The following is a 23,497-nucleotide window of genomic DNA, read 5'->3' as shown; positions in this document are numbered from 1 at the left end:
CGACTCCGGCGCGCGGCTGAACCTTCGCCTATGCGCCCGGAGCCTCGGCGCTGCAAACGAAAAAAACCGTAACGGAGCCCGGCACCCGCCTCGCCGCGGCGACGCCGTCGCGACACGTGGCAAGGTCGTCGAGCCGGGCGGTCAGGCGGCGGCCGCGAGCGCCTCCGCGGGCGTGATCCGGCCGTCATAGAGGGCGCGGCCGAGGATGATGCCGGCGATCGGCGCGTCGGAGGCACGCACGGCGCGCACGTCCTCGACCGAGGCCGCACCTCCGGAGGCGATCACCGGGATGGGCACGGCGCGGGCGATCGCCTCGGTCGCGGCAAGGTTGAGGCCCGTGAGCATGCCGTCGCGGCCGATGTCGGTGAACACGATCGCCGCCGCGCCGGCGTCGCCATAGGCGCGCGCGAGGTCGAGCGCAGGGATGGTGGAGGTCGCCGCCCAGCCCTCGGTCGCGACCATGCCGTTCCGCGCGTCGATCCCGAGCACGATCCGCCCGGGGAACCGGCGGCAGGCCGCGCGCACGAGCGGGGGGTCCTTCGCCGCCGCCGAGCCGAGGATCACCCGAGCGACGCCGGCCTCGAGCCAAGCCTCGATCGCGGCCATGGTTCGGATCCCGCCGCCCAGCTGCACCGGGATGGTGACGGAGCGGAGGATCGCCCGCACGGCGGTGCCGTTCCGGCTCTCGCCCGCCACCGCACCGTCGAGATCGACCACGTGCAGCCAGGAGAACCCCGCCTCAGCCCAGGCGCGCGCCTGGGCGGCAGGGTCTTCCGCATAAATGGTGGCCGCGTCCATTTCTCCCTGGCGAAGCCGCACACAGGCCCCGCCCTTGAGGTCGATCGCCGGATAGAGGGTCAGCCCCATCAGCCCCCGGGTCTCGCCTTGCGCTTCCGACCGGGCATGCCGTCGAGCAGCTTGTAGTAGAAATGCCCGGCGATCACCTCGCCCTCGACCAGGGCATAGACCGGGTGGGTTCCCCAGCGGACAAAGCCCATCGACTCGAACAGAGCGATCGCTGAGGCCTGGGTCGCGCGCACATCGAGGTTCAGGACCTTGTAGCCGAGCGCGCGCGCGCCCTCCTCGATCCGGCGGACAAGCATGCGGGCGAGCCCGTGCCCGCGCGCATACGGCGCGATGAAGAAGTGCATCATCGTGGCGGCGAAGGCCTGCGCCTCGTTGTTGCGCGGCGGGCGGACGAGCTGCGCGGCGCCGACGATCGCCCCGTCGAGCTTTGCCACGAACAGCTCGCGCTCGGGCACGAGCAGCACGCCGCGCCAGTAGCGGGCGAGCACCTCGCGCGGCTGCGGCTTGACCCAGCCGAAGCCGCCGCCGTCGATGATCGCGGCCGCCGCCGCCTCGCAGAGCTCGGCGATCGCCTCGTCGCCGAGTTCGGTGACGCGCTCCACAGCGAGGCTCGGCGCATTCTGCCGCGGCGTGTCAGCGCCCCTCTCGCGCCGACCCGCCTCGCCCTCGCGCGTCGTCTCAGCGTCCACGGCACGGTTCCTCCCTCAAACCCTTCTCAAGCTCTGCGCTCACGGCGACCAGCGCAGGAAATTGGCAAGGATCCGCAACCCCACGCCCTGGCTCTTCTCGGGGTGGAACTGCACCCCCGCGACATTGCCCCGCGCCACGGCGGCGGTGATCGGGGTGCCATAGTCCGTCACGGCGATCACGTCCCCCTCCTCGGCGGCGCGGAGCGCGTAGGAATGCACAAAGTACACATGGTCACCTTGCCGAACCCCTTCCAGGAGCGGGTGCGACGCCCCGTCCCAGGCGAGGCTGTTCCAGCCCATCTGCGGGATCGGCAAGGGGGAAGCGGTGCCGCCCCAGAGCGTGTCGAGCCGGACCACGTCACCACCGATCCAGCCGAAGCCCTGGTGCACCCCGTGCTCGAGCCCGCGGTCGGCCAGAAGCTGCATGCCCACACAGATGCCGAGGAACGGCACGCCGCGCCGGCGCACCGCATCGGCCAGAACCTCGAGCAGGCCGGGGATCGCGGCGAGCCCTGCGAGACAGTCGGCGAAGGCGCCCTGGCCGGGAAGAACGATCCGCCCCGCCCGCGCCACCACCGACGCGTCCGCCGTGACGGCCACCTCCATCCCTGCCGGCGCGACGGCGTCGAGCGCCTTCGCCGCGCTTCGGAGGTTGCCCGAACCGTAGTCGATCACGGCGACGGTGGAGGCCATCGCCCTCAGGCCGCCCTGGCCCAGGCGAGGAGCTCCGGCCGCGCCGCATAGAGCCGGGCATAGGCCTCGTCCTCGCCGCCGCGCGCGGCCACCACGCCGATCATCCGGAACCCCTTGCGCGCGAGCGTCCAGCGCTCGAGGTCGCGCGCGTGCCAGCCGATCAGGAGCTGGACGGCGACGGCGCAGGCGCCTGCGAGCGCCTCCGGCAGCGGCGCGAGCGCGACCCCGAGGATCGCGGACCCGGCGAGGTAGAGAACGAGAACGAGCCACATGCGCTTGAGCGCGAACCACGGCGCGGCGAACAGGAAGGCCCAAGGCGAGAACCCCTCGCGCACGAGCACCGGCTCTCCCGCGCCACGCGCATGAACCGTCCAGATGGTCATCCGCCGGCCCGCATCGTCTCAGAGAACCCCCTTGGTGGAGGGGATCGCCCCGGCCGCCCGCGGGTCGGGCGCGATCGCCTGGCGCAAGGCGCGGGCGAGGGCCTTGAAGCAGGCCTCGGCGATGTGGTGGCTGTTCGCTCCCGCCTTGAGCGTGACATGCAGCGTGATGCCGGCGTTGACCGCGAAGGCGCGGAACCACTCGGCGAAGAGCTCGGTGTCCAGCGCGCCAACCTTCTCGGTGGGGAAGGCGACGTTCCAGGCGAGGAAGGGGCGGCCGGAGATGTCCACCGCCGCCTCGGCGAGCGCCTCGTCCATCGGCACGAGCGCGGCGCCATAGCGGGTGATCCCCCGCTTGTCGCCGAGCGCCTGCGCCACCACCTGGCCGAGCACGAGTCCGACATCCTCGACCGTGTGGTGGGCGTCGACCTCGAGATCGCCCGTGGCCGTGAGGGCGATGTCGATCAGGCCGTGGCGGGCAAGGGCGGTGAGCATGTGGTCGAGGAACCCGATCCCGGTGGCGACCTCGGCGCGGCCCGCTCCGTCGAGATCCACGGTCGCGGTGATGCGCGTCTCGGCAGTGGCGCGGGTGAGGGTTGCGCGTCGCGGCGGCACGGGCACGGCGGGGGCTGTCATGCGGCGCGTTCTACGCCCTCGCCCGCAGCCCGGCCACCCCCTTCCTTGCCGCCCGCCCGCGGGCAGGCCATCTATCAGGGCATGGACGGGACGGGAAGGCCGGGCGACCCCGGCTGGCATGGCACCACCATCCTCTGCGTGCGCAAGGAGGGGAAGGTGGCGATGGCTGGTGACGGCCAGGTCAGCCTCGGCCAGACGGTGGTGAAGGCGAATGCGCGCAAGGTTCGGCGGATCGGCGGCGGCGCGGTACTCGCGGGCTTCGCCGGCGCGACGGCGGACGCCTTCACCCTGCTCGAGCGTCTCGAGGCGAAGCTCGAGCGCTTCCCGGGCCAGCTCGAGCGCGCCTGCGTTGAGCTCGCCAAGGACTGGCGGACCGACCGCTACCTCCGAAGGCTCGAGGCGATGATGGCGGTGGCCGACAAGGGGCGAAGCTTTGTCGTGACGGGCAATGGCGACGTGCTCGAGCCGGAGGACGGGATCATCGGCATCGGCTCGGGCGGCAATTATGCGCTCGCCGCTGCGCGCGCCCTGATCGACCGCGACGACATGGACGCGGAGGCGCTGGTGCGGCGGGCGATGGCGATCGCAGGCGAGATCTGCGTGTACACGAACGACCGGCTGACCGTCGAAACCCTATAGCGGGGGAGGGCGGCCTCCACCGCACCCCCAGGCGTGAGAGGCCCGCTCCCGTTGGTCGCGGGCCGCCGCCCGACCAGCGGGAGGGCGGCACTCACGCCGGAGGGTGCGAGGGGCCACGCCATGATCCCCCGCCTCCCGGAGACCTTGCGATGACGAACCTTTCCCCGCGCGAAACGGTCAGCGAGCTCGACCGCTTCATCGTCGGCCAGGCGGAGGCCAAGCGCGCCGTCGCGATCGCGCTTCGGAACCGCTGGCGTAGGCAGCAGCTTCCCGAGGAGCTGCGCGCCGAGGTCCTGCCCAAGAACATCCTGATGATCGGCCCCACCGGCTGCGGCAAGACCGAGATCGCCCGCCGCCTCGCCCGGCTCGCCCAGGCGCCGTTCCTCAAGGTCGAGGCCACCAAGTACACCGAGGTCGGCTATGTCGGCCGCGACGTCGAGAGCATGGTGCGCGACCTCGTCGAGGTGGCGATGACGATGACGCGCGAGCGTCTGCGCAAGGAGGTCTCGGCCAAGGCGGAGCTCGCCGCTGAGGAACGGCTCGTCACCGCCCTCGTCGGCGAGGGCGCCTCGGCCGAGACGCGGATGAAGTTCCGCCGCCTCCTCCGCGAGGGGCGGCTCGAGGACAAGGAGATCGAGGTGCAGGTGGCCGAGCCCGCGCCCGGGCTGCCGATCGGCCAGATCGACCTCCCCGGCATGCCGCCGAACCAGCTCGGCAACATCGGCGAAATGATGCAGAAGTTGTTCGGCGGCCGCACACGCCCGCGCAGGATGACGGTGGCGGAAGCACGCGGCGTGCTCGCGCAGGAGGAGAGCGACCGTCTGCTCGACAACGAAAAGGTGCGGACGGAGGCGATCGCCGCGGTCGAGAACCAAGGGATCATCTTCATCGACGAGATCGACAAGGTCTGCGCGCGCGGCGAAGGCGGCTTCAAGGGGGCGGATGTGTCGCGCGAGGGCGTGCAGCGCGATCTCTTGCCGCTGATCGAGGGGACGACGGTCGCAACCCGGCACGGGCCGGTGAAGACCGACCATGTGCTGTTCATCGCCTCCGGCGCCTTCCACCTCGCCAAACCGTCCGACCTTCTGCCCGAGCTCCAGGGGCGGCTGCCGATCCGCGTCGAGCTCAAGCCGCTCTCGCGCGACGACCTCAAGCGGATCCTGGTCGAGCCGGAGGCGTCGCTGATCAAGCAGTACCGCGCGCTGATCGCGACCGAAGGGGTCGAGCTCGTCTTCACCGACGAGGCGATCGAGGTGCTCGCCGACCTCGCCGCCGAGATCAACGAGCGGGTGGAGAACATCGGCGCCCGGAGGCTGCACACCGTGCTCGAGAAGCTTCTGGAGGAGATCAGCTTCACAGCGGCCGACCGGCCGGGCGAGACGGTGACGGTGGATGCGGCTTACGTGCGCGAGCGCGTCGCCCCGCTCGCCGCCAACGCTGACCTCTCTCGGTTCATCCTCTGACGGCCCCGGGCAGAGCACGCCGGTAGAAAACGACGCTCGGACGTAAACGTGACTGTCGTCCAACCAGGCGTGATTACTACCTTTCGTGGCGGATTTTTGTGCGATCTCCCTGTTCGGTTTTGCAACGCTTCTCTCTGGCGGAGGATGATCGCGAAACGTCACTTGCCCGGTGCTGCGCGCCGCGGCTATACGAGACGCCAGGGGGTTTGGGGCTCGCGGCCAGAATCGGTCAATGCCCGGAACGCAAGCACGCCTGAGCTTGAGGGGTTCACATGATCAAGGAATCGCGTTTCCGCTTCTGCCTCGCCGCGGCAGCTTTTGCCGCCGCTCCGTTCTTTGCCGACACCGCAGCCGCAGGGCCGATCTTCGAGCCTGGCACGCGCGTGATCGTCAACGCCACGCTGCGCGACCATCTCGTCTGCTGCGGCGAAACGGTGTCCGACCGGACGGTCGCCGAGGCGTCCGTCAGGACGCCGGATGATCCGTCGGCGAACTGGTATGCGCCCCAGGACGCGATCTCTCGCGGGCGCGCAAGCCTTCCCGATGCATCTTTGAAGGCCGAGGTGCTCGTGCCGAAGCACCCCTCGCGCAACAGCTTCGGCACGTCGGAAGTTGCCTTCAACGAGCGCGTCACACTCGCGGTGCCGGTGTCGGGCGTCGCCCCCGGCGATGCGCTCAGGCTTCGCTTCGAGATCGACGGCAGGATCGTCTCTCCCGGCTCTCCGTTCAACGTCGCCGAGTTCTACATCCTTGCCGGCTTCAGCCTGCGCGACCCGACCTTCTTCGATCCCAGCAACCCCGATGCGCCGGTCCCGTATCTGCTGACCTACAACAAGATGATCACCCAGGGGTTCAGGTTCGACCGCCGCGAGGAGATGTTGTTCAATCGTGAGATCGGCAGTGGCGGTACGTTCGACGACATCTTCGTCGAGGGGCTCGCGGAGGCCCGCCGGTTCGGCTTCATCTCAGACATCCCCATAACCGACCTGATCGCGGCCATCGGCCCGGAGCGCGTGCTTGAGTTCTCCGCCTCTCTCTACCTCTCCGCCACGGTCAACAGCGAGGCAGCAGCCGGGGCCGCGACGACCCATCTCGACTTCTGGGACACGGCGGTGATCCGCGCCACACTGCCTCCTGGCTATGCCTTCCTCTCTGAGTCAGGCTTCCTGTCGGGCAGCGCGACGACCCCACAGCCAGCCCCCGACCCTGTGCCCATACCCACCCCTGTGCCAGAGCCTGCTTCAGCATTGCTCCTGCTCGGTGGTCTCGCCGGCCTCGCCGCGGCGCGCCGTCGTCGCTGAGCCGGCTCGGGGCCAACGCACGCCGAAGCTCGCCTCGCGCTTGTGCCGCCGTCGCGCGCGCGTCACACTCCGCCAACGGAACGGGGGGCGACAGATCGGGGGGCGGGCTGCCCGGCCCTTCCGCCTCACTCCGGATCGATCCCCGCCTCGCGAACGAGGCGTGTCCACTTCTCGATCTCGGCCGGGATGAATGCGGCGAACCCCTCCGGCCCGTCGCGGACGACCTCGAACCCGAGGGCGGCGAGTTTCGCCGTCACCGTCGCATCCGCGAGCGCCCCGTCGAACGCAGTATGCAGCGCCGAGACGATCCCGCCCGGCAGCCCGGCCGGGCCCACGAGCCCGGCCCAGGCGACGATGTCGAACCCCGCGAGCCCCTGTTCGTGCAGCGTCGGCTGGTCGGGCACAAGCGCGCTTCGGTTCCGCGAGGTCACCCCGAGCGGGCGCAACCGCCCCGCCTCGACATGGCCGCGCGACGCCGAGACATCGACGACGATGGAATCGACCCGCCCGGCGATCACGTCGAGCATCGCCGGGGGCGTGCTCCGGTAGGGCACGTGCACCATCTGCACCCCGGCCTGGCGTGCGATCGCCGCCCCGGCGACGATCCCGGTGGAGTTGCCGGAGGCATAGGTCACCTGCCCCGGCCGACGGCGCGCCTCGGCCAGGAACTCGGCCAGCGTCCGCGCCGGAAACTCGGGCCCGACCGTCAGCCAGAACACGTAGTTGCCGCAGCGCTGGATCGGCGTGAAGTCCTTCACCGGGTCGTAGGGCACCTGACGCATGAGGCCGAGCACCGCCGCCTGGGGCGTGTTCGTCGTCAACAGCAGCGTATGCCCGTCCGGTGCCGCGCGGGCGACCGCCGTCGCCGCCAGCGTGCCGTTGGCACCGGGACGGTTGTCGATGACGAGGCGCTGGTTGAGGGCGGCCTCGACGGCCGGCTGCAGCGTCCGTGCCACCTGGTCCGTGCCCGAACCGGCACCGAACGGCACGACCAGCGTCACAGGCCGCGCCGGCCGCCACGCTGCCCGCACGGCCCGCCCTCCGGCGACGACGAACGGCGCCGCGAGCCCCCCTGCGATCAGCCGGCGTCGATCAAGCGGTCTCATCCTCCCTCCTCCGTCCGCCCGTCGAGAACGACCGTCCGCCCCGGGTCCTCGCCGTAGGGCGGGGCATAGATTACGAGGAGCCGCGCCGCCGTCGGCCCGGTGGCGACGACGCGATGCGGCTCGCCGGGCGCGAAATAGCAGCAGTCCCCCGGCTCGAGCTCGGCCGTTCCGTCCGGCGTCTCGATCCGGAGCCGGCCTTCGAGGAGGTAGCAGACCTGCTCGAGCTCCGGGTGGAGGTGGCGGTGCGCGACCCCTTCCGGCACGATCTCGCCGAGCACAACCTCGAGGCCGCGCGCGCCGACCGTTCCGGGAGCGATCAGGCGTCGGTTGCGTGTCCCCGAATGGTTCGCAGGCGCGTAGGACGGCGCCTCGTTGCCGCGGATCACCTTCGGTCCGCCGCGCGACACGGCCGTCGCCGCTTCCGTCATGCCCGTTTCCTTCCCGTATCCTCACCCTAAGGGCCGAGAGGGAGAACCGTCAAGCGCGCCACCTCGCGGATCGGCGGGGACGCGGCGCTCGTGCCGCGGGCGGAGCTGGGCCGCCGCCGCTTCGGCGTGGGCCGCGTCCGGCAGGCTGTGGCGTGCAGCCCGCGCCGTTTGCGCCGGCAAGACGCCCGGTCAGCGCCCGAGCAGCGCCGCGAGCCGCTCGGCCTCGGCCCGGTTCCAGGGGTCGGTGCGCATCTGGGCGAGGATGTGGTCGCGCATCCGCTTCGACAGGACCCAGTTCAGCGGCACGTCCTCGCACCCCGACTGCCCCGCCCGCGCACACAGGGCGGGCAGGTAGAAATGGAAGAAACGCTGGCGCGCGTCCTCGGCGGAGGGACAGTAGCGTCGTCGCAGCGTCTCGAGCGCGAGCGCGTTGTGGCCAGCACGCGTTCCGGCAAGACCGATCAGCGGTGCGACCAGCTCGGCGGCACGCTCGGAGGGCGGCGTCGGCGGCGCGGGCGCGCCGCGGTTGTCGCAGCGCGCCACCTCGCTCGGCGGCAGCCCCTGCTCGCCATGCGGCGTGATCGCGACGATGATCGGCAGTACGCGACGCCCACGCTCAGCGCCCGCCGCGACCAGGGCGTCGGCGATCTCCCACGCGGTTCGGGCGCCGAGATTGTCCACGTAGCCGCCATCGACCACCTGCACGCGGTAGCCGTCAGGGCTTCTCGCCTCTCCGGCAGGCGTCACGTAGGGGAAGCGCGCGCTGTTGGTGACGGAGGTGGAGAGGCGCACATCCGCCCCCGCAAGCGCGAGCTGATCGGTCGCCGCGGCGAAGGGCGGGGCGGGCATGTCCGCGCGCAGCGGCGGCAGGCGCGGGTCGAGCGACACAGGGCCGGTGATGATCCGCCTGCCGGTGCCGACCTCGGCGCCGTTCTGGAACAGAAGCGGCAGGGTGGGGTCGAACCCCTCGGCGCTGTACCAGCCCGCGAGGAAGGCGCGGTCGAAGAGGCCCTTCCTCCCTTTGTCGCCCGCGCTCTCGTCCCAGGCCCGCGCGAACGCGTCCTCGAGCGCGGCAGCGCGATCGGGCACGAGAAACGCATCCTGCGGCCGGCCGAGCGCGCGCGCCGCAAGCACCTGGCCCCAACCGGTCAGAAGCTGCCAGGTGTCCTGGAACAGATAGGCGGCAAGCGCAGGCCCGAGGAAATCGGCGCCGATCGCGCGCTCGGCGCGGCGCGCGAGCCCCGGCGGCGCCGGCCCGGAGGTGCAGCGAAGCCCCGCCTCCTCGCGCGCGGCGAAATGCACCGCGGCACCGAGCGCCCCGCCCGAGACGGCGGAGATCGCGAACAGGTGCCGGTGCAGACCCGCCCTCTCCTCGAGCTCGGCGAGAACGGTCGTGGTCCACAGCGCCGCGCGGCTCGCCCCGCCCGCGGCGGCGACGACCACCACTTTCGGTTCCGGATCGTTCGGCGCGCACGTCTCGAGCCAGGCGGACGCTGCCTCCTCGAGGGTCACGCGCTCGGCCGGCAAGCGCGGCGTGTCGAGCACGGTCCGCACCGGATGGCGCGGCACCAGAGGCGTGTCGACCGCGACCGACCACAGAAGCACCGACGCGACCACGGGGAAGCGTCGCAGCACCGGCAGGTCCCACTGGTCAAGGAGTGCGACGAGGACGGTTGCGACCGGAACGATCGCGGCAAGCCCAACGAGCGCCGACGCCGCTCCCGGAAAAGCGCATGCGAAGCCGATCACGTCCCAAGCCGCCCAGATGCCAAGCCCGAACGAAGCGGCGAGGAGCAGCAGGGCGACCGGCCATCCGCCCGGACCGGCGGAAAGCAGCGTCGTCACGCGCTCGAGCAGGCTCGCGCGCCATTCGCCGAACGGCGCGGGCGGCACCGCCTCCACCGCCTCCGACCGCGGGGTCGGGAAGAGGCGGGTTCGGAACACGACGAACACGAGAGCCGCGAGCCACACCAGGGCGAAGACCAGCAAGTTCCCATCGAAAGGGCCGCCGCCAGGCGTGAGCAGCAGCGCCGCGATCACGGCGAAGGCGAAGCTGAGCACAAGCCGCGGCAGCCATCGGAAGGTCCAGCCGGCGGCCCCGGGCACGTTCCGCGTCTCCTCGCCGTGCAGCGCCACGAGCGCGGTGCGCGTCCAGTACCAGGAGGAAAGGCCCCAGGCGGCGGCGGCGAGGTGGAAGCGGAGCGCGCCGCCTCTGTCATCGCCGAGGGCAGCGAGGAGGTCGCGCATCTGCGGCGCGAGCAGAAGGATCAGCCCCGCGAGCGCGACCACCGCGATCGGCACCCGGGCGGTGGTGAGCATCGCGCGGGGGTCATCCGCCTGCCAGGTGCCGGACATGGGTGCCTCCCGTTCTGCCGCAGCCGAGCTTAGCGCACGCGAACCGTTCCGGAACAGGACCGTGGCCCGAGCGCGGCAAGCCGCGCGCCACACCCGGCATCACCACGCGGCCGGCAGGCGGCAGGCCGACGTGCCGGGCGCCCACGCGCACGAAGCGTTCCGTACACATATCGTTGCGGTGTGTGACTGCCGTCCGTCCGTGCTGCATCCTTCCTCGTCGCGCGACAGCGCCCCGCGGGCAGGCTAGGCTCTCGCGACGACCGAGGGAACACGGGATGCACCCGGCCACACGCACCATCGCCTTCGTCAACGCCGCCCACACGCTCACCCACTACGCCCTCCTGATCCTGCCCACCGCCGTGCTCGGCATGGAGGGAGCCTTCGGCGGGCTCGGCTACGGGCCGATCGTCACCCTGGGCACGGCGATGTTCGCGATCTACGGCCTCGGCTCGCTCCCGGTCGGCTGGCTCGCGGAACGGTTCGGCAAGGCGCCGATGCTCGCGGCCTGCCTGCTCGGCGGCGGGGTCGCGCTGCTTGCCTGCGGCATCGCCCTCTCGTCCGCGGGCTTCGCGGTCGCGCTCGGCCTCGCCGGCGCCTTCTTCGCGATCTATCACCCCGTCGGCACGGCGATGCTGGTCGAGGCAGCGGGCGAGCGGGTCGGCCGGGCGATCGGGCTCAACGGCGTGTTCGGCAATCTCGGCGTCTCGCTCGCCCCGCTCGCCACCGCCGCCATCACCTCGGGCCTCGGCTGGCGCGCGGCCTTCGCGGTGCCCGGCCTCGTCGCGGTCGCGATCGGGCTGCTCTACCTGTTCGGGCCGAAGGGCGACGTCTCGGCGAGGGAACGGCCTCAGGCGGTGTTCCCTGCGCTGCCGCGCGCGGTCGCGATCCGCGCCTTCGTGGTTCTGACCCTGATCGCGGTGACGAACGGGCTTGCGTTCAACGCCGTCACGATCCTGTTGCCGAAGCTCCTCGAGGAGCGGCTCGCGGCCGCGGACGGGGCGCTCGGGTTGATCGGCCTCGTCGCCTTCGCGGTCTCGCTCACCGGCGCGGTAACGCAGGTCTCGGTCGGGCGGCTCTCCGACCGGGTGAGCCTCAGGGCGCTGTTCCTCGGGCTCGCAGCGCTGCAGCTTCCGCTCATGCTTGCCCTGATCGGCGCGCGCGGCTGGGCGACCGTCCCGTTCGCGGCGCTGATCATCGCCTCGGTCTTCGGCCAGGTGACGGTGAACGACGCGATGCTCGCCCGCACCGTGCCGCCGGCCTTGCGCGCGAGGGCCTATGCGGTGCGGTTCTTCGTCGGCTTCGTCGGCGCGGCGGCCGCCGCGCCGCTCGTCGGCCTCCTGCATGCGGAGACGGGCGACATGCAGGCGGTGCTGTGGGCGCTCGCCGCCACGGGTGCGTTGACCGCCGCCGTCGCGCTTGCCTTCCCGCGGCTTGACGGCGCCGCGGCGTCGCGGCCGGCCAGGGCGGCCTGAGGCCCGACCCCCGCGAGGCTCTTGGGGCGGGCGCAGGGCGAAGGCTAGTGTTCTCCGGCCTGCCACCGACGGAGCCTTGCCATGCGCCGCACGCTCTCCGCCGCCGCCCTCGCAGCCCTGGTCGTTCTTGCTCCGGAAGGAGGAGCAGCGCAGGCGCCCGATGTCGCCGGAGCGCGCGACCACCCGCTCGTCGGCCGCTACCAGGGGGCGCGGATCGCCCGGTTCCAGGAGCGCGCCTTCGAGGAGGTGCGTCTGATCGACAAGCCGCTCGTCGCCCAGGACGGGCCAAGGCGGAACGAGCGCAACAGCCGCGCCGTCGAGGGGCGGCAGCTGCGCATCACCTACGAGGGCCCGGCGGGGCGTTCCGCCCTCGAGATGTTCCGCAACCACGAGCAGGCGCTCGCCGCGCGCGGCTTCGAGCAAGTCTTTGCCTGCGCCGGCAACGCCTGCGGGCCGGGCTTCGCGGTGATCGGCGCGATCGAGGGCATCGCCGGGGCGACCGGCCTGCCGCAGGTGATCGAGGGCCAGCGCTACGGCCTGTTCCGCCTCCCCCGCGACAGCGGCACGGTCTGGGTCGCGCTCTATGCCAATGAGCGTCCGGCGGCGGGCAACCGCCCCCTCGTTCCCTTCGCCTTCATCGAGGTGGTGGAGGAGAGGCCGATGCAGGGCGGGCAGATCCAGTTCGTCGACGCCACAGCCATGGGCCAGGCGATCGGCGCCACCGGCAAGGTCGCGCTCTACGGCATCCTGTTCGACTTCGACCGGGCCGACATCCGCCCCGAATCACGCCCGACCCTCGAGGAGATCGCGAAGTTCCTGCGCGCCAACCCAGGGATCTCGCTCATCGTGGCGGGCCACACCGACAGCCAGGGCGCGTTCGACTACAATGTCGAGCTGTCACGGCGGCGCGCCGCTGCCGTGGTGGCGGCGCTGACGCGCGAGCACGGCGTCGCGCCGGCGCGTCTCACCCCGTTCGGGGCGGGGCCGGCGGCGCCGGTGGCGAGCAACGACACCGAGGAGGGACGGGCGCGGAACCGTCGCGTCGAGCTCGTCAAGCGCTGACGCAGCTCAGGCGGTGACCGGCTCGGTTGAGCGGGCGAGCGCGGCGGCGATCGCCCCGAGCAGGGCCTCGCGCGCGTAGGGCTTGCGCAGCACCGCCGCCCCTTCCGGCACCTCCGCCTCGGCGACGAAGCCGGAGGCGAACAGCACCGGCAGGGAGGGGAGGCGCGCCTGGGCGAGGCGGGCGAGGGCGACACCGTCCAGTCCTGGGCCGAGATTGACATCGGTGAACAGAAGATCAGGCCGCAGGCCCGCCTCGATCAGGGCCATCGCCGCGGCGGCATTCTCCGCCTCCGACACCACGAGCCCGGCCGAGCGGCACATCGCCGCCACCGCGAGCCTCAGGTCGGTCTCGTCCTCGACCACAAGCACATGCGCCCCCCGCCTTGGCCCGGCCGCGCCGTTCGCGCCGCCCGCTTCCTCGGCTGTGGCGCGCGGCAGGGTGAAGCGCACCGTGGTGCCCTGCCCCGGCGCGCTCTCGATGCCGATCGTGCCGTTCGACTGGGTGATGAAGCCGTAGACCTGGGCAAGCCCGAGCCCGGTTCCCTTGCCCGCCGGCTTGGTCGTGAAGAACGGCTCGAACGCCCGCGCCGCCACCTCAGGCGGCATACCCTGGCCGGTGTCGGCCACTGCGAAGGCGACCGCGCCCTCAGCGCCCGGCCCCGCAGTGATCCGGATCGTTCCCCCCTCGGGCATTGCGTCACGGGCATTGATCGCGAGATTGACGAGGGCGGAGCGGAGCTGGGCCGGATCGGCCTGCACCGCTCCGGTGCCCGGCTCGGCCTCGAGGGTCACGCTCACGCTTCGGCCCAGGGTGCGGGCGAGCATCGGGCGGAGTTCGTCGAACAGCGCCTCCACGTCCACCGCCTTGGGACTGAGCGGCTGGCGCCGGGCGAAGGCGAGAAGCTGGGCGGTGAGGCTCGCCCCGCCGGCGGCCGCCTTGCGCGCCGCCTGCAACGCCTCCGCCGCTGGCGTGCCGGGCGCGATCTCGTCGGCGAGCAGGTCGAGGTTCAGCGACACGACCGTGAGCATGTTGTTGACGTCGTGCGCGATTCCCCCCGTGAGCTGGCCGAGTGCGGCGATCCGGCTCGCGTGGGCGAGTTGCGCCGCCGCCTCCCGGCGCTCGGTGATGTCCTGGCAGACGCCGACGATCGCGGCCGAGGCGCCGTCTCCCTCCCGCGCGGCGCGCGCCCAACGATAGCGCAGGGCGCCGTCGGGGCGGCGGAGGCGATACTCGAACTCGACCGGACCTTCGCTGTCGGCGGCGCGTCGGAGCGCCGCGTCGACCGTCTGCCTGTCCTCGGGCACGATCAGGCCGAGAAAGTTGGCAAGGCTTGGCTCGAAGCGCGCGGGATCGAGGCCGAGCTGGGCGAAGGTGAGAGGGCATAGCTCGAGCCTTCCGCTTGCGAGGTCGAGACGCCAGCGGCTCAAGCCAGCGATCCGCATCGCCTCGGCGAGCTCCGCCTCGGAGCGGGCGAGCCGCTCCTTCGCCTCCTGCAGGTCGGTGATGTCCCGGATCACCCCGACGATGCCGCCCCAGGGCGCTTCGCGGATCAGGCTGGTGACCCAGCGCACCTCGCCGTCAGCGCGGATGATCCGGTAGGTCAGGGTCAGCAGCTTCGAGAGATCGGCGGTTTCGTACTCGCGGGTCACCCGGTCGCGGTCGTCGGGGTGGATCACGAGGTCGCGCCACACCCCCTGGCGCGCCGTCAGGACCGATTTGGGGTAGCCGGTCAGACGCTCGACGGCGTTGCCGAAGTAAGTGGAGACGGCGAACCGCGAGGGCCGTGTCCAGAGCAACAGGCCGAGCGTGTCGGTGATCACCGCGAGCCGGTCCTCGGAGAGCGAGAGCGCGCTCTCGGTTCGCGCTGCGCGCCAGGCGGCCAGCGCGGCGGCGACGAGGGCGAGGGCGAGGGCGGCGAGCATGGTCGCCATCCCGGCGTGCCAGGGGGCGAGGATCGCGTCGCGATCGCGGCGGATCAGGAGAACGAGGCCGAACTCGGGAAGGCTGCGCCAAGCGGCGATCGCCTTCGCCCCGCCCAGGGGGCTGGGGCCGTTGACGAGCCCGTCGGGCGCCGCCGGCAGCAGAGACTGGAACAGGGGCGTCTCGTGGAAGCTGGGCCCGGGCAGGGCCAGGGGAAGCGGCCAGCGGGCGATCGCCTTGCCGTCCTCGCGCACGAGCCAGGCGTCGCTGCCGGCGCCGAGTTCCGCCGAAGGCAACAGGCCGAAGGGGGCATCGACCGGGACGAGCGCCTGCACCCAGCCGCCCGAGGGCAGGGCGCGCGAGACCGCGACGATCGGCCGGCCGGGAATGTGCTCAGGGCCGGAGATGAACGCCGCCGAGATGGCAAGGCCGGAACGCGTCGGGGGCGAGAGGGTGGCCAGATTCGGCGCCGCCCTCAGCCCGAGCGCGATCTCCTCGCCCGGCGCGGCGCGCGCCGAGGCGACCACCCTGCCGTCGGGCGCAATCGCGAGCAGGCCCACCCCCGTGCCGCCGGCCTGCAGGAGCGATTTCAGCGCCTCGTGCACGTCCTCGTCGGCTATGCCGGAGGCGAGGATCGGCCCGTCGATCCAGGAGGGCAAGCCCGCAAGGGCGAAGCGAAGAGACTGCAGCCGACGCGCTGTCGCCGCCCGGACGATATCGGCCTGGGTGGCGATCTCTCGCTCGGCCTCGGCGAGGATACGCTCGCGCAGCATCCAGCCGGCCCAGGACAGGAGGGCGAGCGCGACCGCCGCGACCGTGACGAACGCCATCGGCGCCCCATGCAGGCGGCCGACAGCCCGGAAAAGCCGAGCCGGGGCAGCGGAAAGCCTCACCATGGCCACGCTGCGCCGCGTGGCCTCAGCACGCGGCGGGGCCGAGTACGGCAGAGGCGAGAAACGCCTCCACCGCCGCGCGCGAGACCGGCTTTGTCGCCATCTCGACGCGCGCAAGCCCGAGGATGCCGCCGATGTCGCGCGCCATCCGCGCCCAGACCTCGCCATGGCCGGTCACGAGCAGCACGGGTGTCTCAGGGGCGACGGCGGCGATCTCCCGAAGCACGTCGATCCCGTCCTGGTCCGGCATCATCACGTCGAGGATCACCGCGCCCGGGGCAAGCGCGCGGAAGGTGGCGGCAAAGCTCCGGCTGTCGGTCAGCACGGTCGCGCGCACCCCGGCCGCGGCAGCGACGCGTGCGAGCGCCGCCGCGGCGTCGGGGTTGTCGTCCAGTACGAGCACGGAACGCGACACAAGCGTGTCTCCGGCCTGTTGCTCCGGCCTTGGCTGCGGCCCTCGGGGGACCCGGGCGCTGCCGACCGGGCGCCAGCACAATTCAAAATCGACCCTACACGAGGTTCGCGCCCAACGAGAAGTGCGGAGCCCCTCTGCACGCGACGCGGTTCACCCCCGCCGCACGGCCGGCTCCGGGCCAAGACCACGTCCCGAAGCCCGGTCGCGGTTCGGCTCACTGGCGCATGAGGAGCGGCGGTCATGACGATAGGAGCGGTCTCCTGGACCGGGCGCCGCGGCTAGGGTTCGTGCCGTGACACGTCACGCATCCTACCGCTCTAGGAATATTGTCCGCAAGCCGCCTCCTGCCGGTGTGCCGGGCCGCGCTGCGGCAGGGCGATTTCCGCATCCGGCACGCCTGCTCTATGGTGCCCGCATGCTCCCGACACCGAAGACCGCGCCACGCGTGGCGCTGTTCGTCACCTGCCTGGTCGATCTCTACCGGCCGACCGTCGGCTTCGCCGCGCTTCGCCTGCTCCGGGCGGCCGGCTGCACGGTCGAGGTGCCGCCCGCCCAGACCTGCTGCGGCCAGCCGGCCTACAACAGCGGCGACCGGGCCGATGCCGCGGCGATCGCCCGCGCTCTGATCCCCGCCCTCGAGCCCTATGACTACGTCGTCGCGCCCTCGGGCTCCTGCGCCGGCATGATCCGCGAGGATTTCGCGGCGCTGTTCGACGACGACCCGGAGTGGAAGCAACGGGCCGAGCGTCTCGGCGCCCGCACCTTCGAGCTCGTGAGCTTCCTCGTCGACGTCATGGGGGTGGAGCGCGTGGCGGCCGCTTACGACGGCACCGTCACCTACCATGACAGCTGCTCGGGCTTGCGCGAGCTCGGCATCAAGGCACAGCCGCGGGCACTGCTTGCGACTGTCGCGGGGTTGAGGCTCGCCGAGATGGAGGATGCGGAGCTGTGCTGCGGCTTCGGCGGCACGTTCTGCGTCAAATATCCCGAGATCTCGCTGCGCATGGTCTCGGACAAGGTGGAGCGGATCGCCGCGACCGGGGCCGACACGCTGCTGGCGGGAGACCTGGGCTGCCTGCTCAACATCGCGGGGCGGCTGACGCGCCTCGGCCGCGAGGTGAAGGTGCGTCATGTGGCCGAGGTGCTCGCGGGCATGGCCGGCGAGGTGCCCCCGATCGGCCAGGCGAAGGGGGGGTGAGCGGGATGCACATCACCTCCCCCGCCTTTAAGGACAACGCCCGCGCGGCGCTTGCCGATCCCGGGCTGCAGAAGGCGCTCGCCAACGCCCGAACCGGGTTCGTCGCCAAGCGGGCGCGCGCGGTGGCCGCCCTGCCCGAGTTCGAAGCGCTGCGCGAGGAGGGGCGCGACCTCAAGAACCACGTTCTCGCCCATCTCGATTTCTACCTCGAGGCTTACGCCCGCGCGGTCGAAGCCGCAGGCGGCCGGGTGCACTGGTGCGAGACGGCGGAGGACGCGCGCCGCACGGTGGTCGAGATCTGCCGCGCGGCGGGCGCGCGCACCGCCACCAAGGGCAAGTCGATGATCGCCGAGGAGATCGGCCTCAACGACCACCTCTCCGCCTCCGGCATTGAGCCGATCGAGACCGATCTCGGCGAGTACATCATCCAGCTCCGCAAGGAGCCGCCGAGCCACATCATCGCGCCTGCGATCCACCTCAACCGGGAGGACTGGATCGAGGCCTTCCGCACGGCGCACGCCCACCTTCCGCCCGACCGCCCCTTCGCCGACCGCAAGGCGCTGATCGACGAGGCGCGCAGCGTGCTGCGCGCGCGCTTCCTCGCCGCCGACGTGGGCATCACCGGCGCCAACCTTCTGATCGCCGAGACCGGCTCCTCCGTGATCGTCACCAACGAGGGCAACGGCGACCTGACGCAGACCCTGCCCAAGGTGCACATCGTCCTCGCCTCGATCGAGAAGGTGGTGCCCACGCTCGAGGACGCCTGCACCATCCTGCGGCTGCTTGCGCGCTCCGCAACCGGCCAGGAGTTCTCGACCTACACCACCTTCTCGACCGGCCCGCGCCGCGAGGGCGACCTCGACGGACCGGCCGAGTATCACGTGATCCTGCTCGACAACGGCCGGTCCGCGATGCTCGGCACCGGCTTCCAGGACATGCTCCGCTGCATTCGCTGCGCCGCCTGCATGAACCACTGCCCTGTCTATGGCGCGGTCGGCGGCCATGCCTATGGCTGGGTGTACCCCGGGCCGATGGGAGCGGTTCTGACGCCGACTCTCATCGGCGTCGACAAGGCGGGGCATCTGCCGAATGCCTCGACCTTCTGCGGCCGCTGCGAGAGCGTCTGCCCGATGAAGATCCCGCTGCCCAAGATGATGCGGCACTGGCGCGAGCGTGAGTTCGAGCGTCACCTTTCCCCGGCCGCGACGCGCTGGGGGCTCGGGCTTTGGGCCTGGGTCGCGCAGCGCCCCTGGGCCTATCGCCTCGCCGCGCGTGCGGGCGCGCTGACGCTCGGCTGGCTCGGCCGCAAGCGTGGCCGGGTCTCTTCCCTGCCGCTTGCCCGGGGCTGGACGGAGGGGCGCGAGATGCCCGCGCCGGAGGGAGAGACGTTTCACGCGCGCTATCGCCGGCTCGCGAAGCGGGGGCTTGCCTGATGGCGGGGTCGGAGGCGGACGCGAAGGAGCGAATCCTCGGGCGGATCCGGCGCGGGCTTCGCCGCGGCCCGCTTCCCCCGAGCGTCGCCGGGGGCTTGATCGAGCGGCTCCGCTCCCACCCGCGCAATCTCGTCCCCGCCCGGTCGCGCCTGCCGCGGGCGGAGCAGGTCGCTCTGTGGCGGGCGAACATCGAGCGGGAGCACGCGACCGTCGCCGACGCAGAGAGGCCGGAGGACATCCCGGGCCTCGTGGCCGAGTATCTCGCAGCGCAGAACCTGCCTCCAGCGCTTCGCCTCGCGCCCGACCCCTTCCTCGAGAGCCTGCCCTGGGACTCGCGGCCGCTGCTCAAGCTCGGCTTCGGCCGGGCGGAGCCAGGCGATGCCGTCTCTGTCACCCCTTGCTTCGCCGCGGTGGCGGAGACTGGCACGCTCGTCTTTCCCTCCGGGCCGAGCCATCCGACCACGCTCAACATCATGCCTGAGACGCAGATCGTGGTGCTGCGGCGGAGCCGGATCGTCGGCAGTTTCGAGGATTCGTGGGACCTGCTCCGGGCCGAGCGCGCCGCGCCGTGGGACGGACCGGCGGGGCTGCGCTTTATGCCGCGCAGCGTGATGCTGGTCACCGGCCCCTCGCGCACCGCGGACATCGAGCAGACGATCGAGCTCGGCGCGCATGGGCCCCGGCGGGTGCACGTGATCCTGCTCAAGGACGATCCGGGGTGACGGCACCGCGCCCGCCGCGCGGCCGCGTTCCCCCCGCGCGCCGCCGACGCGTCCTCACCGAGGCGGAGGCAGCGCTCTGGCAGGGATTCGTCAGTGCCACCGGCGTGGTGCCGCTTCGCCCCGGGCCGGCCGCCGATCCGCCCGAGCCGGCACCCGAGCCGGCGCCGGCGGCGATGCCGACGCCCGCGGCCGCAGCACCGCGGCGACGGGCTGACGCGGCCCGACCCGTGCCGCCAAACGCCGAGCTTGCGGTCGGTGTCGCGCCTGCGGGGCTCGATCGCCGTCGCTGGGACGCGCTCCGGCGCGGCCGCCTGACCCCCGAGCGCACCCTCGACCTGCACGGACGGCACGCCGAGGAGGCGCACAGGGCCGTGACCCTGTTCGTCACAGCGGCGCATGCCGAGGGCTTACGCTGCATCGCCATCGTCACCGGCAAGGGAAGCGGCGAGACGGGCGGCGTGCTTCGGCGCGAGCTGCCGCACTGGCTGAACGCCCCCGCGCTTCGGCCGCTGATCCTCGCGCTCGCGCACCCGCACCGGGCAAACACGGGAGCGGTGCATATCCTGCTCCGGCGCAGGAGATGACATCGGCGAGGCCGGTGGCCGCCCGCGCCCCCGAGAGGCGGCAGGCTCGCCCTCCCCTCGGTCGGGCGACAGCGATGCGACACGGACTGACGGTGCCCGGACGGAGGCTCGTGACCTTGCTCGGAACTGCACCAGACGCCGGGCAGGTGGGGCCATGACGCCGTTCGGCGCGAAACTGCGGGCGCTGCGTGCGTCACGGGGAATGACGCAAGCCGAGATGGCCGAGGCGCTGCAGGTCTCCGCCGCCTATCTCTCGGCTCTTGAGCACGGCCGCCGCGGCCGGCCGACGATGGGGCTGGTGCACCAGGTCTGCGACCTCTTCGGCCTGATCTGGGACGACGCCGAGGAACTCGTGCGGCTTGCGAAGCTCTCCCACCCGCGCGTGGTGGTCGACACGGCCGGGCTCGACCCGGCGCGGACCGAGCTTGCCAATCGCCTCGCCCGCGAGATCGCGCGCCTGCCGGACGAGGCCGTTCGGGCGATGCTCGAGACGCTCGAGAGGGCGGCGCCGCGGCGGCGCGTGCGCGTCAGAGCAAGACGCTGAGGCCTCGTGGCCGTGGGGAACCGGGAGGGGAACGCGGCGCCGCCCTCCCTAGCCCTCCTCGAGCCAGGCACGCGCGGCATGGTACTCCGACCAGGGAAAGCGGCGTAGCGCAGGGCAGCGGCCCAGGGTCGCAAACCGTGTCAGGACCGCGACGAGGTCGCTGTCCGTGACGAGCGCGATCCGATCGATCAGCGGCGCGTGGTCGCGCAGGAAGCGTTCGTGGCTCAGGATCGCCTCGATGTCGGACCAGCCCGGGTGGCGGCGCGCGTCGACGAGCATCCCGCGCAGCCTGCCCGCGTCGGCGAGATACGGGTCGAGCAGAGCCGAGATCCGCTCGATGTCGGCGACCGAAAGTGGCCCCGAGATCTCGACCACGAGGATGCCTCGCTGCCGGTCGAGCGACGGCTCGAGCATCGATGCCTCAGCCGCCCGCGCGCTGCAGGAGCGCGACCAGCCCGTCGAGCTGGTCGAGATCGTCGTAGGCGATCCGCACCTCGCCGCGTCGGCCGTCGAAGCGGATGGTGACGCGCAGGCCCAGCGTCTCGGAGAGGTCGCGCGCGAGCGCCTCCGTGTTCGGGTCGGCCGGGTCGGCCGACACGCGGCGTCGCGGCCGGTCGGCAAGCGCGCGCTGTTGCGCGAGCGCCTCGGTCTGCCGAACCGAGAGGCCCTCGCGGATCACACGATCGGCGAGCATGCCCGGATCGCGGGCGGCGAGCAGGGCGCGTGCGTGACCCGCGGTCAACCTTCCCTCGCGGAGATGCGTCTGCACGACGAGCGGGAGGTTGAGGAGGCGGAGGGTGTTGGCGACATGGCTGCGCGAGCGGCCGATCAGGCGGCCGATCTCGGCATGGTCGAGCCCCTCCGTCTCGGCGAGGCGCCGGTAGCCTTCCGCCTCCTCCATCGGGTTGAGATCCGCGCGCTGCAGGTTCTCGACGAGGGACGCGGCCGCGGCGGTGCGGTCGTCGAGGTCGCGGACGAGGACGGGCACCTCGTGCAGCGGCACGGCCTGGGCGGCGCGCCAGCGCCGCTCCCCGGCGATGATCTGGTACCGCCCCGGTAGCGTTGGATGAGGGCGGACGAGCAGGGGTTGCAGCACGCCGTTGGCGGCGATCGAGGCGACGAGCTCGTCGAGCCGCTCGCGGTCGATCGCGGCGCGCGGCTGGAAGGGCGAGGGTTCGAGCGCGGCGATCGGCACGGTCTGCGCAGCCGCCATCGCGGTTCCTCCTTCGCCGGCAGGGGGGGCCGACGCGGCCGGCGTGGCCGGGGCAGCCGCCTCGCCGAAGAGCGCGGAGAGGCCGCGGCCGAGACGTTTCGGTGTCGTTTCCCTTCCCGGGTTCATGAGGCTGCTCCCGCGGCGGTGCGCTCGCGGCGGAGCAGCTCCTTCGCGAGCGCGAGATAGGCCTGCGCCCCGGCCGAGCGGACGTCGTAGAGCAGGACGGGCTTGCCGTGGCTCGGCGCTTCCGAGATGCGAACGTTCCGGGGAATCACCGTCTCATAGACCTTGTCGCCGAAGAAGCCGCGCACGTCGGCGGCGACGAGATCGGACAGGTTGTTGCGACGATCGAACATCGTCAGCACGATGCCCTGCAGCGCGAGCGAGGGGTTCAGGCCGCGGCGGACCATCTCGATCGTGCGCATGATCTGGCTGATGCCCTCGAGCGCGAAGAACTCGCACTGGAGCGGGACGAGCACGGCGTCGGCCGCGACGAGCGCGTTGACGGTGAGCAGGCCGAGGGAGGGCGGGCAGTCGATCAAGACGATCGTGCGGGATTCAAAACGTTCTGCTGCGAGCGCATCGCGCAGGCGGAATTCGCGTCGGGTGAGCGAGACGAGCTCGATCTCGGCGCCGGCAAGATCCTGATCGGCCGGCACCAGGGAAAGCCCCGGGATGGCGGTCGCCCGGGTGACGTCCGCAAGCGGCCGCGCCTCGGCGATGAGCGCGTAGGAGCCGGCGCCACGTTCTGTTCGCGGCAGGCCGAGGCCGGTCGAAGCGTTGCCTTGCGGGTCGAGGTCGATCAGGAGCGTCGGCTGCCCGGTGGCGGCGAGCGCGGTGGCAAGGTTGATCGCGGTCGTGGTCTTGCCCACGCCACCCTTCTGGTTCGCGATGGCGAGGATGCGCGGGCGGGCGGGGTCTGGCCTCGCGGTGCTGGGCTGGGCTCGGTCAGGCACGCGCGACCTCGGTCAGGCGGAGGATCGTGGCGGCGGGATCGGTCCGGCTCGGGAGCCGTTCAACGCGCATTGTCCAGGCAGGGCGGGCAGCGGTCAATTCCGCCTCGACGCCGGCGCCCTTCGGAAAGAGGCAGATGCCGCCCGGGGCGAGGTGGCGTGCGGCAAGCGGCAGCAGAACTGGCAGGGGCGCGAGGGCGCGCGCGGTGACGAGGTCAGCGGCGAGGGAGGGGAGCGTCGCGGCATCGGCGGCATGGACGGTTGCGGGGGCCGCCATGACCCGGGCGGCCTCGCGCAGGAAGGCGGCCTTGCGCTGGTCACGCTCGACGAGGTGCGTCTCGAGCCCGGTCAGGAGGGCGAGGACGAGGCCGGGAAGACCGGCGCCAGAGCCGAGATCCGCGATGCGGCGTGTGCCGGGAGGAATGAGAGGGACGAGCTGAGCGGAATCCTCGATGTGTCGTTCCCATAACCTCGGCAGGTCGCGAGGGGAAACGAGATTGATCCGCTCATTCCATCGGGCCAGTAGGGCGGCATAGGCCTCGAGCGCCGGCTGGGCCTGGGCCGCACGTGCCTCGCACGGTTTCACGTGA

The 23,497-nt window shown here is 72.1% G+C and carries 24 protein-coding genes; 10 read left to right on the top strand and 14 right to left on the bottom strand.

Annotated features, from left to right (window positions below; translation table 11 throughout):
* Window positions 1-141 precede the first annotated feature (141 nt).
* The 5 genes from hisA to hisB form a co-directional block, all read right to left on the bottom strand.
* Complete coding sequence (gene hisA / locus KO353_RS07925; RefSeq protein ID WP_218287150.1) at window positions 142-867, bottom strand: 1-(5-phosphoribosyl)-5-[(5-phosphoribosylamino)methylideneamino]imidazole-4-carboxamide isomerase; 726 nt, start codon at window positions 865-867, stop codon at window positions 142-144.
* Window positions 867-1,409, bottom strand: coding sequence for a GNAT family N-acetyltransferase (locus KO353_RS07920; protein WP_235692103.1), 543 nt, complete (start codon window positions 1,407-1,409; stop codon window positions 867-869). Before KO353_RS07920 ends, hisA begins: the two co-directional genes overlap by 1 nt.
* 126 nt (window positions 1,410-1,535) lie before the next feature.
* Window positions 1,536-2,189 (bottom strand): imidazole glycerol phosphate synthase subunit HisH, encoded by a 654-nt coding sequence (gene hisH / locus KO353_RS07915; protein ID WP_218287148.1) that lies wholly within the window; start codon window positions 2,187-2,189, stop codon window positions 1,536-1,538.
* A gap of 5 nt (window positions 2,190-2,194) precedes the next feature.
* Window positions 2,195-2,572 carry a DUF2628 domain-containing protein gene (locus KO353_RS07910; RefSeq protein WP_218287147.1) on the bottom strand — a complete coding sequence of 126 codons (378 nt, stop codon included), beginning with the start codon at window positions 2,570-2,572 and terminating at the stop codon, window positions 2,195-2,197.
* A gap of 18 nt (window positions 2,573-2,590) precedes the next feature.
* Window positions 2,591-3,205, bottom strand: a complete 615-nt coding sequence (hisB, locus tag KO353_RS07905) for an imidazoleglycerol-phosphate dehydratase HisB (RefSeq protein WP_218287146.1) — start codon at window positions 3,203-3,205, stop codon at window positions 2,591-2,593.
* An 81-nt stretch (window positions 3,206-3,286) separates the two neighbouring features.
* Here hisB and hslV point away from each other — a divergent pair, with 81 nt between their 5' ends.
* From hslV to KO353_RS07890, 3 genes are all read left to right on the top strand, one after another.
* Window positions 3,287-3,844: an ATP-dependent protease subunit HslV gene (gene hslV / locus KO353_RS07900; RefSeq protein WP_218287145.1), complete on the top strand. Its 558-nt coding sequence runs from the start codon at window positions 3,287-3,289 to the stop codon at window positions 3,842-3,844.
* A gap of 149 nt (window positions 3,845-3,993) precedes the next feature.
* Window positions 3,994-5,307: an ATP-dependent protease ATPase subunit HslU gene (hslU, locus tag KO353_RS07895; protein ID WP_218287144.1), complete on the top strand. Its 1,314-nt coding sequence runs from the start codon at window positions 3,994-3,996 to the stop codon at window positions 5,305-5,307.
* Between the two features lie 272 nt (window positions 5,308-5,579).
* Window positions 5,580-6,608, top strand: a complete 1,029-nt coding sequence (locus tag KO353_RS07890) for a VPLPA-CTERM sorting domain-containing protein (protein ID WP_218287143.1) — start codon at window positions 5,580-5,582, stop codon at window positions 6,606-6,608.
* 125 nt (window positions 6,609-6,733) lie between these two features.
* Here KO353_RS07890 and KO353_RS07885 read toward each other — a convergent pair whose 3' ends face one another.
* From KO353_RS07885 to KO353_RS07875, 3 genes are all read right to left on the bottom strand, one after another.
* Entirely contained in the window at window positions 6,734-7,714 is a 981-nt protein-coding gene (locus tag KO353_RS07885) for a Bug family tripartite tricarboxylate transporter substrate binding protein (protein WP_218287142.1), read from the bottom strand.
* On the bottom strand, window positions 7,711-8,142 hold the full coding sequence (locus KO353_RS07880; protein ID WP_218287141.1) for a cupin domain-containing protein: 432 nt from the start codon (window positions 8,140-8,142) through the stop codon (window positions 7,711-7,713). The genes KO353_RS07885 and KO353_RS07880 overlap by 4 nt, the downstream gene beginning before the upstream one ends.
* 189 nt (window positions 8,143-8,331) lie before the next feature.
* Window positions 8,332-10,497: a hypothetical protein gene (locus KO353_RS07875; protein WP_218287140.1), complete on the bottom strand. Its 2,166-nt coding sequence runs from the start codon at window positions 10,495-10,497 to the stop codon at window positions 8,332-8,334.
* A 275-nt stretch (window positions 10,498-10,772) separates the two neighbouring features.
* Here KO353_RS07875 and KO353_RS07870 point away from each other — a divergent pair, with 275 nt between their 5' ends.
* Together KO353_RS07870 and KO353_RS07865 are read left to right on the top strand one after the other, a co-directional pair.
* Window positions 10,773-11,969 (top strand): MFS transporter, encoded by a 1,197-nt coding sequence (locus tag KO353_RS07870; RefSeq protein WP_218287139.1) that lies wholly within the window; start codon window positions 10,773-10,775, stop codon window positions 11,967-11,969.
* Window positions 11,970-12,050: 81 nt separating this feature from the next.
* On the top strand, window positions 12,051-13,031 hold the full coding sequence (locus tag KO353_RS07865; protein ID WP_218287138.1) for an OmpA family protein: 981 nt from the start codon (window positions 12,051-12,053) through the stop codon (window positions 13,029-13,031).
* Between the two features lie 6 nt (window positions 13,032-13,037).
* On the opposite strand, the gene KO353_RS07860 is transcribed toward KO353_RS07865, so the two are convergent.
* Together KO353_RS07860 and KO353_RS07855 are read right to left on the bottom strand one after the other, a co-directional pair.
* The gene (locus KO353_RS07860; RefSeq protein WP_218287137.1) at window positions 13,038-15,782 is read right to left on the bottom strand and encodes an ATP-binding protein; all 2,745 of its coding nucleotides are present in this window, start codon (window positions 15,780-15,782) and stop codon (window positions 13,038-13,040) included.
* A gap of 88 nt (window positions 15,783-15,870) precedes the next feature.
* Window positions 15,871-16,260, bottom strand: a complete 390-nt coding sequence (locus KO353_RS07855; RefSeq protein ID WP_218287136.1) for a response regulator — start codon at window positions 16,258-16,260, stop codon at window positions 15,871-15,873.
* A gap of 415 nt (window positions 16,261-16,675) precedes the next feature.
* Here KO353_RS07855 and KO353_RS07850 point away from each other — a divergent pair, with 415 nt between their 5' ends.
* From KO353_RS07850 to KO353_RS07830, 5 genes are all read left to right on the top strand, one after another.
* Window positions 16,676-17,458, top strand: coding sequence for a (Fe-S)-binding protein (locus tag KO353_RS07850; RefSeq protein WP_218287135.1), 783 nt, complete (start codon window positions 16,676-16,678; stop codon window positions 17,456-17,458).
* 5 nt (window positions 17,459-17,463) lie between these two features.
* Window positions 17,464-18,891: a LutB/LldF family L-lactate oxidation iron-sulfur protein gene (locus KO353_RS07845; protein WP_218287308.1), complete on the top strand. Its 1,428-nt coding sequence runs from the start codon at window positions 17,464-17,466 to the stop codon at window positions 18,889-18,891.
* Window positions 18,891-19,613, top strand: a complete 723-nt coding sequence (locus KO353_RS07840; RefSeq protein WP_218287134.1) for a LutC/YkgG family protein — start codon at window positions 18,891-18,893, stop codon at window positions 19,611-19,613. The genes KO353_RS07845 and KO353_RS07840 overlap by 1 nt, the downstream gene beginning before the upstream one ends.
* Complete coding sequence (locus KO353_RS07835) at window positions 19,610-20,197, top strand: Smr/MutS family protein (protein ID WP_218287133.1); 588 nt, start codon at window positions 19,610-19,612, stop codon at window positions 20,195-20,197. Before KO353_RS07840 ends, KO353_RS07835 begins: the two co-directional genes overlap by 4 nt.
* Before the next feature lie 154 nt (window positions 20,198-20,351).
* Entirely contained in the window at window positions 20,352-20,741 is a 390-nt protein-coding gene (locus KO353_RS07830) for a helix-turn-helix domain-containing protein (RefSeq protein WP_218287132.1), read from the top strand.
* Between the two features lie 48 nt (window positions 20,742-20,789).
* Here KO353_RS07830 and KO353_RS07825 read toward each other — a convergent pair whose 3' ends face one another.
* The 4 genes from KO353_RS07825 to rsmG are packed head-to-tail and all read right to left on the bottom strand — an operon-like array spanning window position 20,790 to window position 23,493.
* Window positions 20,790-21,155 (bottom strand): SpoIIAA family protein, encoded by a 366-nt coding sequence (locus KO353_RS07825; RefSeq protein WP_218287131.1) that lies wholly within the window; start codon window positions 21,153-21,155, stop codon window positions 20,790-20,792.
* Between the two features lie 7 nt (window positions 21,156-21,162).
* Complete coding sequence (locus KO353_RS07820; RefSeq protein WP_218287130.1) at window positions 21,163-22,080, bottom strand: ParB/RepB/Spo0J family partition protein; 918 nt, start codon at window positions 22,078-22,080, stop codon at window positions 21,163-21,165.
* Complete coding sequence (locus tag KO353_RS07815; protein ID WP_218287129.1) at window positions 22,077-22,910, bottom strand: ParA family protein; 834 nt, start codon at window positions 22,908-22,910, stop codon at window positions 22,077-22,079. The genes KO353_RS07820 and KO353_RS07815 overlap by 4 nt, the downstream gene beginning before the upstream one ends.
* Complete coding sequence (gene rsmG / locus KO353_RS07810; protein ID WP_218287128.1) at window positions 22,903-23,493, bottom strand: 16S rRNA (guanine(527)-N(7))-methyltransferase RsmG; 591 nt, start codon at window positions 23,491-23,493, stop codon at window positions 22,903-22,905. The genes KO353_RS07815 and rsmG overlap by 8 nt, the downstream gene beginning before the upstream one ends.
* Between the last annotated feature and the right edge of the window lie 4 nt (window positions 23,494-23,497).

Source organism: Elioraea tepida, assembly GCF_019203965.1.
GTDB lineage: Bacteria > Pseudomonadota > Alphaproteobacteria > Acetobacterales > Acetobacteraceae > Elioraea_A > Elioraea_A tepida.
This window is presented reverse-complemented; position numbering and strand designations above follow the sequence as displayed.